A 12053-nucleotide genomic window follows, 5' to 3' on the forward strand; every position below is an offset into this window, starting at 1 on the left:
TCAAGGGCACTGGCCGGCCCTCGCCTCGGTGCGCCGGAATCGACGCTCGGCTACGTTGTGAACGGCCGGCTTGTCCACGCGGGAACCGCGGTCACCGTCGCGACGACGAAGGAGGGCGATGACACGCCCCTATCCTCCTGAGCCATGGCGTCTGCGCGGGGACATGCACGTCGCACTCTGGCTCGTGCCCGGCGACGACCTGCCTCGCTGGCCGCTGCCCGAGGGAGTCCACGCCGTGTCGCCGGGCGGGCGGCGACGCCTGCTGGTCACGTTCTGGGTGGACTACCGGAGCGGCGGGGATCTTGCCTACCGTGAACTGCTCGTCGCGGTCGTGGTCCGCCGGGCGGCTCGTCTCGCGGCCACGGCGGTACAGGTCTGGGTCGACGACGAACGCTCCCTGGCCGGAGGACGCCGGCTGTGGGCCATTCCCAAAGAGCCGGCCACGTTCGACTTCCAGCCGCTGCCCCTCACCCGGCACCGCGCCCGGGGGCTGCGCGCCGCGATGACCCTGGAAGGCCCCTCCCGGGGAGAGCCGGATGCGTCAGTGCGGTGCCAGGACCTGCTGCGCCTTCCCCTGCGGCTGTCCGTGCGGGCCCATCTGCTGCAACGCCGAGACGACGGTACGGTCTGCCGGGTGCCGCTGCGCCTGGCCGGCCGGCCGTCACTCAGCCGGACCCGCCTGCGGGTCCGGCCCGACGGGCCGCTGGCCCACCTCTCCGGTCACAGGCCCGTCGCGGCCGTGTCCCTGCGCGACTTCCGCTTCACGGTCGGTTCCGCCTGACCGGTCGCGATCACCCGCCGGTGCCGGATGCCGCCGGGCGGCGAGGGCCATGGCGAGCGGACACCTCGGCGTACTCGGTCGTGTCAGCCCGTGCTGTGCGGTGGGGGCTTCTCGGTTTCGAGCTGGTGGTCGGCCCAGACGTAGCTCTCGGGCAGCAGATCGGTGATGAGGACGGTCCGGACGCGGTCGCCCGTGCCGACGATGACCTTGAGGCCGGGGAAGTAGTCGAGCAGGACCTGCCGGCACCGGCCGCACGGAGGGACGACCCCTCGGCCGCGGTCGCCCACGGCGACGATCACGTCCAGATCGTAGGCGCCCTGGGCGGCCGCCGTGCCGACGAGGACCAACTCGGCGCAGGGTCCTCCGGTGAAGTGGTACGCGTTTACCGCGGTGACGATCCGGCCGTCCCGGGCGCGGGCCGCGGCCGCCATGGTGTGGTTGTCGCCCCGGCAGCGTGTGCGAGCGACGTGGGCCGCGGCCTGGATGAGTTCGTGGTCGACCGGGTGGGGGAGCGGGGTCATCTTCTTTGCCTCGGTCGCATGTCGGAGAACGCCGGCCCCATGACGAGGGCGCGCAACCGGATGGCGGCGGCTGCTCAACTGGAGCCGTGAGTGGACTTTTTGGGCAGGCAACTCCGTCGGTACGCCGCGCTTGGCATTCTCCTGGCGGGGCATACGGGCCTCACCCTACAAGAGGAGCCCCGTCATGCTCGGTCTGGTCGCAGCAGCCCTGTTCTTCATCTCGTTTCTCATCAACGCGGCGGACATCAGCACCAACCACGTTTTCTCGTCCGTCAACATCATGCTTCTGGGATTGACCGCTCTGGCTCTGCACGTCGCGGGAATCGGGAGCGGCTGGTCCCGCAGACGCTGACCAGCGGCGTGCGGCGGGGCCCTCCCACCCCCTGAGGGCCCCGCCGCGACAGCTCTTCGGAATCACAGGTCGCGGGTGCACACGTGGCCGCGGTCCCAGGGCGCTTTGCCGCCGTTGCACATCACCACCGTCCAGCCCCGGGTGTTCTTGTCGCCCGCGTAGTAGTGGACCTTCCCCGAGGAATAACCCGCCTTGGCCAGGGGGCCGTACCAGACGTGGTGCCAGCCGGTCACCGACAAGTCCCACTCCTGCAGGTAGACCCGGACCTCCTTGTGATCGTTCTTCTTGTCCCTGACGTAGGAGCGGTCGTAGTCGATGCGTGCGTGGTTGCTGTTGTCCCAGCAGATCTTGAACTCGGTGTAGCCCCAGGCCGTGTTGCCCGAGCCGTACCGGTAGTGGGGCCAGTTCCGGCCGCAGGTACGCACCGCCTGTGAAGCTGCCCGGGTGAGGGTGGCGGTCTGTGACGTGGGGTGCTGCCGGGGCGCGTTCTCAGCCTGTGCGGCGGCTGCGCCGGTGAGGGCCGGCGCGGCGGCGAGTGCGGTGCCGGCTGCCACCAGGACGGTGTGCTGGAACATGTTCATGACCCGGTTCCTTTCTGACCTGAGGGGTGTCGGTGGCGGGACGACCGACTGCGGGTGCGTGCCACGCCTTCCACCGTCACCGCCTCGGCTCGTCCGAAGCCGCCGGCCAGAGGTAAACCACCTATGAAGGTGGTCCGGTTGCGGGCCCGGGCGGCGGCGAACGCCCGGGCGCACACCCCGACCCGAGGCGGGCGAGGCGGATGTGTACGCACGGTGCACGGTGGCGACCGCGCGGGGAGCGCCTGAGGTCGTCAGGGCTGGTCCGTCACGGCGGCGGTGAGACGCGCCGCCAGTGCCGTGACCGCGGCACGCAGTTCCCGGCCGCCCTCGACGCGGAACGCGAACGGTATCCTCGCGAGCCACTCCTGCGCGTACATGGCCGGGTTGCGGGTGCTGCCGACCAGCACGCAGCCGTCCCCGAGGGAATCGAGTCGCCCCATGGGCGGCCGGACCCAGGGGGCGACCTCGGCCGGAGGAGCGTCGAACACCACGCGGGTGGGGAACTCCCATCCGAGGCCCAGGTGCTCCTCCAGCACGGTCACCGCGTCCAGGTCTTCGGGCGGTCGGAAGCCGTGTTCGGTCCGCCGGACCGCGCGGACCCGGTCGACGCGGTAGGTGCGGATCGCGTTCGCGCGATGGGAGTGGCACAGCAGGTACCAGCGCCCGTAGCGGACGACGAGGGACCAGGGATCCACCTCCGCCTCCCACTCGTTGCCTGCCTCGCTGCGGTAGGTGAGCCCCACGCGGTGCCGGGCCGCGACGGCGCCGACGAGTTCGCTGGTGACGGCCGGATCAGGGCGGGCCGAATAGGGGTCCGGCGCGGCCGACGCGTACTGCCGCAGCAGGGCCGCCTGCCGGCCGACGCCCTCCGGCAGTGCCTTGACGACCTTGCCCAGGGCGGTGCCGACCAGGTCGCCGGCATCGGCCGCGGCCGGCTGGCCGCTGAGCACCGCCATCACCAGCCCGAGGGCCTCGGCCTGAGTGAAGTGCACGGGGGGCAGTCTCATCCCGCGCCCCAGCCGGTATCCGCCGTGCGGTCCGCGGGCCGATTCCACGGGGATGCCGGCCTCGCGCAGTATCCCGACGTACCGGCGCGCGGCGCGCTCCGTGACGCCCAGCCGCCCAGCGAGTTCGCCGGCCGTCGTGCCGGGGCGGGTCCGGAGGATGTCCAGGGTGCGCAGCGCTCGCGCGGTGGGGCTGAGATCGTTCGGCACGGAAGCAGGCTAATCGCCGCGCCGGGATCGGGGCGTGCGCCGGACTTCGCCGAGGGCCCTGGACGGTCGCCCCGGGAAACCGGCAGTGGATCGTCCGGATCTCCTCCTACGGTGGCACCCCGTCAAGCGGAAGAAGGGGAACTGATTATGGACATCCTGCTCATCGGCGGCCTGTGGCTGAACGGATCCGTGTGGGGCCGCGTCGCCTCCGGGCTCGAGGCGCTCGGCCATCGGCCCGTGCCGCTCACTCTCCCGGGACAGGGGGACGGCTCCGTGTCCGCCACGCTCGACGAGCAGGTGGAGGCGGTGCTCTCCGCGGTGGACGCGGCGCCCGGCAAGGTGATGGTGGTGGGGCATTCCGCCGCCTGCACGCTGGCCTGGCTGGTCGCCGACCGGCGGCCGCAGCGGCTGGCCAAGGTGGTTCTCATCGGTGGCTTCCCGTCCCCCCATGGCCGGCCGTACGCCGACTTCTTCGAGGTGAGGGACGGTGTCATGCCCTTCCCCGGCTGGACTCCGTTCGAAGGGCCGGACGCCGCCGACCTCGACGATGAGGCCAGGCGGGAACTGGCGCAGGCCGCGATCCCCGTGCCCGAGGGGGTGGCGAGGGGCGTCGTGCGGCTGGCGGACGACCGGCGGTTCGACGTCCCGGTGGTGGTCGTGTGCCCGGAGTTCACGCCCGCTCAGGCGCGGGAGTGCATCGACGCCGGTGACGTTCCGGAGCTCGCCCGGGCCAAGCGCGTCGACTTCACCGACATCGACTCCGGCCACTGGCCCATGGTCACCAAGCCCGCCGAGCTGGCCCGGATCCTGGCTGCGGCCGCTGACGCGTCCTGAGGCGACTCTGCGTTTCGCCCGGCGCACGTGTGAGGGGGCCCCGGCACCGGGGCCCCCTCACACGTGCGTGCTCTGGGGACGGTCAGTGCCGACCGGTCTGCTTCAGCGACTCCTTGGCCTCGCGGGCGTTGCCCGCGGCCTCGGCCGCGTGCCCCTTGGCGATCAGCTTCTCGTTGCCCGTGGCGCGTCCGGCTGCCTGGGCGGCCTTGCCGACGACCTTTTCGGCCTTGGCCCGTGCCTTCTCACTGGCGGCCATGCTGCTCACCCTCCTCGGTTTCCGGTATGGGGTCCTGGCTGTGCGCGTGACCCGCGACGGCGTCGGTAAACCCAAGGCCGAAGCAGCGTGTTGGGTGACCGGCCGCGCGGAACCGTGGTGCATCGAACACCGGGGAGGGGGAAGCGCATGTGGCGGGCCCGTGCCCTGCATCTCGCGGAAGTAACTCATGTTTTGAGTGCTTGTAGGAGTGGGATAAGGGCATTCGATGATCAGGAGGTTGATGACGATGGTTCCCCTGCTTCTGGTTCTTCTGCTGGCTCTGATCCTCTTCGGCGCGGGCTTCGCGTTGAAGGCGCTGTGGTGGATCGCGGTGATCGTGCTGGTCGTATGGCTGCTGGGCTTCGTCGTCCGCTCGGCGGACGGCACAGGCCGCAGGGGCCGCTGGTACCGCTGGTAGACAGGCCCTCGGCGCGTGGAGCGCCACGGGTGGCGGAGATCGACGCGGGGCCCGGCCGGGTGCGGCCGGGCCCCACGTCGTGGCGCCGGAGCGCATCCTGATTCGGGCGGCGGGGACGGATCGGGCGTATCGGGTGCGTCGGCGGGTACGTGTGCCATGCACCGGCCCCGCGGACGCAGCAGTGGAACCTGCGCCTCCTTATGTCTGCGGGGCCGGTGCTCCAGATCCGGCGCGCCGGCGGGTCGACCGGAGTGCCCCGGCGGATCCCGCTGAAGCCCCCTTCGGGGTGGGTGCGGGGCCGGTGCAGCATGATGGCCCACCGTCCTGGGCACCGGCCGGCGGCTCTTCCCGGCCGACGGCGCCCGCACCGAGCCGGAGTGCCTGGCCGCCGAGCGGGTCGGTGCCGCCGTCCTCACCCGCCACCGCAGGCCCGCCCGATGACCGCCCGTGCCGCCGGTGTCCCGGTGGCTCGCAGGGCGTAGGGACGAGTCGGGCCGGCGGGCGGCAGGGTGCGCTTCGGGGCGAGCGGGCCGTCGCCCGGGAACCCGGATGCTCGAGCGGACCAGTGGCCGGCACCCGGCCGGACGTCGAACCGCTGGTCCTGCCTCCCGACGGCTAACGTGTCGGAGAGTGGGGGCAGCGCTCGAAGGAGAGGGGCCGGGCACGGTGCAGGCGCCGGAGGTTCCGCGTGCGGTGGCCGCAGCCCTGTCGATCGCCTCGTCACTCGGCCTGGCCGCCGACGACCCGGTCGTTCTCCATGACTCGAACAAGCTCACTCTGCGTCTGCTGCCGTGCGACGTCCTGGCCCGGGTGGCACCCGCGGCGGACCAGGTCGCGCGGTTCGAAGTCGACCTCGCTCAGCGGCTCGTCGCATCCGGCTGCCCGGTGGCTGCTCCCGAGCCCCGGGTGGAGCCGCGCGTCCACGAGCGAGACGGCTTCGTGGTCACGCTGTGGACCTACCACGCGCCCGTGCCACCCCGAGAGGTCGCACCGGCCGACTACGCCGGCGCGCTCGAGCGGCTCCATGCCGGCATGCGCGCGCTCGAGGTCCCGGCGCCGCACTGGACGGATCGGGTCGAGCGGGCGCGACGACTCGTGGCGGACCACGACCGCACCCCGGCGCTCGCCGACGCGGACCGGGAGCTGCTCGGCGACACGTTGCGAAGCCTGGCACGGGTGATCGGCGAGCGCGGCGGCACCGAGCAGCTGCTGCACGGAGAGCCCCACCCGGGCAACGTGCTCGGCACGAAGAACGGGCCGCTGTTCATCGACCTGGAGACGTGTTGCCGCGGGCCCGTCGTGTTCGACCTCGCCCATGCCCCCGAAGAGGTCGGCGAGCACTACCCGGGGGTCGATCGAGATGTGCTGCGCGCCTGCCGGATCCTCGTGCTGGCGATGATCACGGCGTGGCGCTGGGACCGGGGCGATCAACTCCCCGACGGGCTCAGGCTGGGCCGCGAGTGGCTCGGCCGCATCCGGGCGGCCCGGGAGGGCGAAGGAGGGACATGCAGCCCCGGCCCTGGGAAGAAGTGATCCACGCCGCCGAGCTTCCGGCCAGGCTGCGGCACGTCTACTGGATCGGTGGCGGGAGCGGGGCGGGCAAGTCGACGACCGCCCGCCGGCTCGCGGAGCGCTACGGGTGGCACCTGTACATGACCGACGACGTGATGGCGGACCACGCCGCGCGCACCACCCGCGAGGACGCGCCCCTCCTGCACCGGTTCCTCGCCATGAGCATGGACGACCGCTGGGTGAACCGCTCACCGAAGGACATGTTCGAGACGTTCCACTGGTTCCGGGGCGAGGGCTTCGGCCTGATCGTCGAGGATCTGCTCCGCCTGCCCCGGGAGCCGTGCGTCCTCGTCGAGGGATTCCGTCTGCTTCCGCACCTCGTGAAGCCGCTGCTCGCCGTACCCGAGCAGGCCGTCTGGCTCCTGCCGACACCCGAATTCCGCCAGTCGGCCTTCCTGGGCCGGTCGGCGCCGGGGGAGGGGTTCGTGTGGAGGACCAGCGATCCGGCACGGGCCGGCCGCAACCTCGCCGAACGTGATCGCATGTTCACCGGAAGCCTTCGGGAGGAGACCGAGCGTCTGCGACTGCGGGCCGTCCAGGTCGACACCACGATGACGGAGGAGGATCTGGCCGAGCAGGTGATCAGGGCGTTCCGGCTCTGACGGCGGCACACAATGGTGAAACTCTGACAAACGGATGCATAAGGGTCGCACTGTCGGGGGACTCGCTCGACGGAATCCCCACAGAACGGAGACCCATCGAATGATCATCAAGAAGATGCACGAAATGGGCATCCGCAGCGAACACGCGTACATGGCGGGCCTGGCCTCCATCGGCTTCAGCATCGCCGCCTGGGCCGGCAGCCTCAAGGCCGAAGCCGGGATGGGCCTCGACCGGGCCGACCGATGGGGCATCTTCGTCGGCGAATGGGCGCCGACCTTCTTCGGTCTCGGCCTCGCCCTCTCGCACTACGAACAGCAGGACGGCACCCTGACCGCCGCCAATGTCCACGAGCTGCGGGAGAAGCAGAAGGCCGGCTGAGCCGGTACCGCGATCGCGCCCGTCTCCGGCCCACGGGGGCGGGCGCTCCGCCGCTCGGGGGGGCGAGTCCCGGACGGCGGGCCCTCGACGGCCGGCAGGCGTTACCGTACGGTCGACGGTGATCACGCCAGGCCGGCCGGGCACGCGCCCCGGTCGCAGGGAGAAAGGGTGGGGGCGCCGGTGGAGGGCAAGGACCCTTGGATCAAGTCGCTGCGCGGTGCCGTGGCACCCCGCGCGCGGGTGCTCTTCTTTCCGCACGCCGGAGGCGCCGCCTCGTTCTACGTTCCCTTCGCGCGGCGGTTTCCCGAGGGCTACGACGTCGCGGCCGTCCAGTACCCGGGACGGCAGGAGCGCTACGGTGAACCGTTCGTGGAGACCGTCGAGGGACTCGCCGACCGGGTGGTGCCCTCCCTGCGGCGGTGGGCGGCGGAGCCCGTGCCGCTCGTGCTCGTCGGCCACAGCATGGGCGCGTCCGTCGCCTTCGAATCGGTACTCCGGCTCGCGCGCGACGGGTTGACGGCGCGCTGCCGTCTCGTCGTCTCCGGGCGGACCGCCCCCTCGGCGCCGCGCGAGACACCCGCCTGCGACACCGACCAGGAGATCCTCGACCACATCGCCGGGCTCGGCGGCACCGACGCGGCGGTCATCCGCGATCCGGAACTGATGGACCTGTTCCTGCCCGTCCTGCGCAATGATTACCGGGCGGTCACCCGGTACCGGCCGGCCCCCGACGCCGTGGCCGACACGCCCGTCCTCTGTCTGACGGGGGATCGGGACCCCCGGGTCGCGCCGGATGAGGCCGCGGCCTGGAAGAGTCACACGAGCGCCGGTTTCCGGCTGGAAATCCTCCCTGGGGGACACTTCTTCCCGACGGACCATCCGGACACCGTCGTGCGGCTCGTCGCCGAGTGGGCCGACGCCTGAGGGCGTCGGCCGACGGTGACGGACAGCGCGTCCGCGGCGCCCGGGACCCCGCGCGTACTGCCGCTATCTCGTCGAGGTACGTCGCGCGCGGGCCGGAACCGCGCGCGTCGGTGACTCCCTTGGCGCGCCGAGGAGTCGCCCGTACGGAGCGCCCGCCCGCGGGCCCCGGGCCGCACCTCCTTGCCGGATGCCGTCACCCAATATGGCCGAAACCGTCGGTCGGGACCTCCGCGCGTCCCGGCGGGAAAGACGCAGGTGGCGGCGGCTGTCGCCCGGTTGTCGGCTGCAGAGCCAAATCCCTTGCGGTGCAGGGCGTTTGAGGTTGACGCGAAGGGATACACGCACCTAGCGCTGGGCCGGTGCCGGTCTGTCGCCCCCTTCCACTTCGGGGGGTTGCCATTCCGTCACGCGACGTGAAAACTGTGAGCGCGTTCGACCCGGACGCATCGGGTCGAAGTGTATTTCATGCACACAAAGCGCCAATTCGTGGCACAGGGGAGTCTCGCGCAGGTCGCTGCGCGGGTCGGAGTCACAGGGGGATGTGGATGTCTGCTGGGTGCCCGAGGGACGCGTTGCCAGGCTGCGGACGCGTGGACCTGCCGGCCGCGCTGCGGACCTCCGGACCGCCGGGAGCCGCCGCCCTGCCGGGCGCAGCCGGCCCCCTGGCCCGCTGACGGCCTCCGGGACCGAGCCGCGTTCCGCGGCGGGACGTACGGGCGGACGCCCCGAGCGGCCGGCCGGATCCCCTGACCGCGCGTCGGTCACCCGGCGCGGAGCGAGAGCCGCGCCGTGGTACCAGGCCTGTCGACCGCGCCCGTCACGGCACGGGCTCCCCGCCCGGCGAACCCTCACCACCGTTGGACGGCCCACGTTGGACGGCCCACGCCGGACCCGCGCGTCCTCACCCAAGGAGAACCGGTGACAAGCACTCGACCGACCGAGGCGGAATCGCCCTTGAGCGCGTTGCCCGACCGGTGGCGGTCCTTACGCGAGGCGGGTCCCGTGACCTACGACGAAGCGCAGGGCCAGTGGCGCGTCGTGGACCATCAGGGAGTCTCCGCCGTACTCGCCGACCCGGCGACCTACTCCTCCGACCTCACGCCGATCACGCCCACCCAGCAGGACTTCGAGACCTTCCGGCAGGGCAACTTCGTCGGCATGGACCCGCCGGAACACCGCAAACTGCGGACCCTGGTGAGCCAGGCCTTCACTCCCCGGGTGGTCCACGGACTCGAACCGCGCATCAAGGACGTCTGCGCGCGCCTCCTCGACGGTGCCGCCGACCGCGACCGGTTCGACCTGGTCGACACCCTCGCCTACCCCCTGCCGATCATCGTGATCGCCGAACTCCTCGGCATCCCCGCCGACGACCACAAACTCTTCCAGGAGTGGGCCAGTACCCTCTTCGGCGGCGACCAGCTCGGTGACAGCCTCGACATGGCCGATCTGGAACGGGCGCTGGAGGCCATCGCCCCGACCGTGCGCGAGATGAACGGCTACGTGCTGGACCACATCCGGCGCCGCCGGGCCCGCCCCGGGGACGACCTCACCAGCCGGCTCCTGGCCGCCGAGGTGGACGGGACGCGCCTGGCGGACGAGGAGATCGTCGGATTCGTCGCCCTGCTGCTGGTCGCCGGGCACATCACCACCACCGCGCTGCTCGGCAACGCCGTGGTCACCTTCGACCGCCACCCCGGAACCCTCCCCGCGCTGCGCGAGGACCCCGGCCGGGTCCCGGACGCCGTCGAGGAAGTGCTGCGCTGGCTGCCGCCCTTCCCCGAACTGGGACGGCGCACCACCAGACCGGTGGTGCTCGGCGGCCACGAGATCCCGGCCGACACCCTGCTGATGGTGCACCTGGGCGCCGCCAACCGCGACCCCTCCCGCTTCACCGATCCCGACGTCTTCGACGTGGCCCGCAGTCCGAATCCCCATCTGACCTTCGGCCACGGTATCCACTTCTGCTTCGGCGCGCCCCTGGCCCGGCTGGAAGCACGGATCGCGCTGCACATGCTGATGGAACGTTTCCCCACCCTCGCGATCCCCTCCTACGACGACGTCACGTACCAGAACCCGGCCGTCCTCGTCGGCGTACGCCACCTGCCGATCGCCGTCACCAGGCCCTGACGCGCCGGCGCGCGCAGGCTCCGCACCGCTCACCCGCGGACCGGCCGCGTTCCCTCCCCGCACCCGCTCTCACCAGGAGTCCCCTGCTCATGCCGTACCCCAGCACTGCCCCGGCCGCCGAGCGGCCACCGTCCCCGCTGCACGACGAAGTGCAGAGCCGCCTCGACGCCCTCGCCCGCGCCCACCGTGTGCCCGGTGCCCAACTGGCCGTCCACACCGGCACGCACACCCTGAGCGTGCACACCGGCACGGCCGACGCCGCGACGGGAGCCCCCTTCACCGCCGGCACGGCGGTACCCCTGGGCTCGGTCACCAAGATCGGCACGGCCGCCGCCGTGCTGCTCCTCGCCGACGACGGAGACCTCGACCTCGACGAGCCCGCCGCCGAACTCCTGCCGGAACTGCGGCCGTTACCCGAGGTGTCCGTGCGGCATCTGCTCAGCCACACCGCCGGCCTGCCCACCGGACCCGACTCCGACAGCGCCGCCGGCACCACCGCCGCGCGCTACCTCTCGGCGGTCTGCACCGCGCGAAACGCCCTGTTCCCGCCGGGGACCGGCTTCTCCTACTCCAACGCCGGCTACGTCGCCGCCGGCCGGCTCGTGTCCGAAGTGACCGGCATGACCTGGCAGGAAGCGCTGCGCGCGCTCCTCCTCGAACCCCTGGGCATCGTCCCCGCCTTCCTCGGCGAGGCCGCACCCGCGCGGCCGGTCGCCAGCGGTCACGCCCTCAACACGGCCACCGGCCTGGTGCGCCCCGCCCACCAGAACCTCGCCCCGGTGGAGGCCCCGGCCGGCGCCCTGCTCGCGAGCGCCGACGACCTGGCGGCCCTGGGGAGGGCGGTCATCGGCCGCTCCACCGTCCTGCCCGCGTCCGTCGCCGCCCGGATGCGCCGCCCCGAACCGGCCGCCCACCCGGGTGCCCTGGCGGACTCCTGGGGTCTGGGCCTCGCGCTCTTCGAGCAGGACGGCCGTCTGTGGTGCGGCCACGACGGGAACGCCCAGGGCACCTCCTGCCACCTGCGGGCCGAGCCGGACAGCGGCGTCGTCGTCGCCTTCACCGGCAACGCCGGCGGCGCCACCGCCCTGTGGCGGGACCTCTCCGCCGACCTCACCCGGCTCACCGGCGTCCGCGTGCCGACCGCCCCGGCCCCCGCCCACCGCGGTCCGGCCGTACCGCTGCCGGGGTGCGCGGGCACCTATCGCAACGGGAGCACCGAGTACGCGGTCAAACTCGACGGGGACGGCACGCCGACGCTGTCCGTGGACGGCGACTGCCCCATCCCGCTGGTGTGCTATCCGGACCTGTCCTGCGACCTGGTCGACCCGGCCACGGGCCGGCACGAGCCGGGCGGCCGCTTCCACCGCGACCCCGCCACCGGGACCATCGACCGCCTGCAGATATCCGGACGCACCGCGCGCCGCACCGGCACCGTCTGACCGAGCCCCGCGTCCCGCACCCGCCCCGTACGCATGGACCCCGCACCGCTCCG

General features: G+C 72.4%; 14 protein-coding genes. 10 read left to right on the forward strand and 4 right to left on the reverse strand.

The genetic code is table 11. The annotated features are described in order from the left end of the window. Window positions 1-118: 118 nt before the first annotated feature. Window positions 119-781, forward strand: coding sequence for an acetoacetate decarboxylase family protein (locus tag AQJ66_RS23795; RefSeq protein ID WP_063804073.1), 663 nt, complete (start codon window positions 119-121; stop codon window positions 779-781). A gap of 83 nt (window positions 782-864) precedes the next feature. Here AQJ66_RS23795 and AQJ66_RS23800 read toward each other — a convergent pair whose 3' ends face one another. Then, window positions 865-1302: a cytidine deaminase family protein gene (locus tag AQJ66_RS23800; protein WP_061926015.1), complete on the reverse strand. Its 438-nt coding sequence runs from the start codon at window positions 1300-1302 to the stop codon at window positions 865-867. Window positions 1303-1486: 184 nt separating this feature from the next. Between AQJ66_RS23800 and AQJ66_RS39470 the strand changes: the two genes are divergently transcribed. Further along, a complete protein-coding gene (locus tag AQJ66_RS39470) occupies window positions 1487-1654 on the forward strand; it encodes a hypothetical protein (protein ID WP_167359183.1) in 168 nt (55 codons plus the stop codon). Between the two features lie 62 nt (window positions 1655-1716). Here the strand turns inward: AQJ66_RS39470 and AQJ66_RS23805 are convergent, their stop codons facing one another. Continuing rightward, window positions 1717-2235, reverse strand: coding sequence for a hypothetical protein (locus AQJ66_RS23805; RefSeq protein WP_061926018.1), 519 nt, complete (start codon window positions 2233-2235; stop codon window positions 1717-1719). Window positions 2236-2486: 251 nt separating this feature from the next. Beyond that, on the reverse strand, window positions 2487-3449 hold the full coding sequence (locus AQJ66_RS23810) for a helix-turn-helix transcriptional regulator (RefSeq protein WP_061926021.1): 963 nt from the start codon (window positions 3447-3449) through the stop codon (window positions 2487-2489). 147 nt (window positions 3450-3596) lie between these two features. Between AQJ66_RS23810 and AQJ66_RS23815 the strand changes: the two genes are divergently transcribed. Beyond that, window positions 3597-4283: an alpha/beta fold hydrolase gene (locus AQJ66_RS23815; RefSeq protein WP_061926024.1), complete on the forward strand. Its 687-nt coding sequence runs from the start codon at window positions 3597-3599 to the stop codon at window positions 4281-4283. A gap of 82 nt (window positions 4284-4365) precedes the next feature. Here the strand turns inward: AQJ66_RS23815 and AQJ66_RS37525 are convergent, their stop codons facing one another. Then, window positions 4366-4539 (reverse strand): CsbD family protein, encoded by a 174-nt coding sequence (locus AQJ66_RS37525; protein ID WP_079060373.1) that lies wholly within the window; start codon window positions 4537-4539, stop codon window positions 4366-4368. 247 nt (window positions 4540-4786) lie between these two features. Here AQJ66_RS37525 and AQJ66_RS23820 point away from each other — a divergent pair, with 247 nt between their 5' ends. The 7 genes from AQJ66_RS23820 (at window position 4787) to AQJ66_RS23850 (ending at window position 12000) form a co-directional block, all read left to right on the forward strand. Continuing rightward, window positions 4787-4957 carry a DUF5670 family protein gene (locus AQJ66_RS23820; RefSeq protein ID WP_061926350.1) on the forward strand — a complete coding sequence of 57 codons (171 nt, stop codon included), beginning with the start codon at window positions 4787-4789 and terminating at the stop codon, window positions 4955-4957. Between the two features lie 666 nt (window positions 4958-5623). Then, on the forward strand, window positions 5624-6490 hold the full coding sequence (locus AQJ66_RS23825) for a phosphotransferase enzyme family protein (protein WP_061926027.1): 867 nt from the start codon (window positions 5624-5626) through the stop codon (window positions 6488-6490). Continuing rightward, on the forward strand, window positions 6463-7131 hold the full coding sequence (locus tag AQJ66_RS23830) for a hypothetical protein (protein WP_061926030.1): 669 nt from the start codon (window positions 6463-6465) through the stop codon (window positions 7129-7131). The genes AQJ66_RS23825 and AQJ66_RS23830 overlap by 28 nt, the downstream gene beginning before the upstream one ends. 100 nt (window positions 7132-7231) lie before the next feature. Beyond that, complete coding sequence (locus tag AQJ66_RS23835) at window positions 7232-7510, forward strand: hypothetical protein (RefSeq protein WP_061926032.1); 279 nt, start codon at window positions 7232-7234, stop codon at window positions 7508-7510. Window positions 7511-7678: 168 nt separating this feature from the next. After that, a complete protein-coding gene (locus tag AQJ66_RS23840) occupies window positions 7679-8434 on the forward strand; it encodes a thioesterase II family protein (RefSeq protein ID WP_061926035.1) in 756 nt (251 codons plus the stop codon). Window positions 8435-9436: 1002 nt separating this feature from the next. Beyond that, entirely contained in the window at window positions 9437-10561 is a 1125-nt protein-coding gene (locus AQJ66_RS23845) for a cytochrome P450 (protein ID WP_244162903.1), read from the forward strand. 89 nt (window positions 10562-10650) lie between these two features. Further along, a complete protein-coding gene (locus AQJ66_RS23850; RefSeq protein ID WP_061926041.1) occupies window positions 10651-12000 on the forward strand; it encodes a serine hydrolase domain-containing protein in 1350 nt (449 codons plus the stop codon). The last annotated feature ends 53 nt before the right edge of the window (window positions 12001-12053 follow it).

This window comes from Streptomyces bungoensis (assembly GCF_001514215.1).
In the GTDB taxonomy this organism is placed as follows: domain Bacteria; phylum Actinomycetota; class Actinomycetes; order Streptomycetales; family Streptomycetaceae; genus Streptomyces; species Streptomyces bungoensis.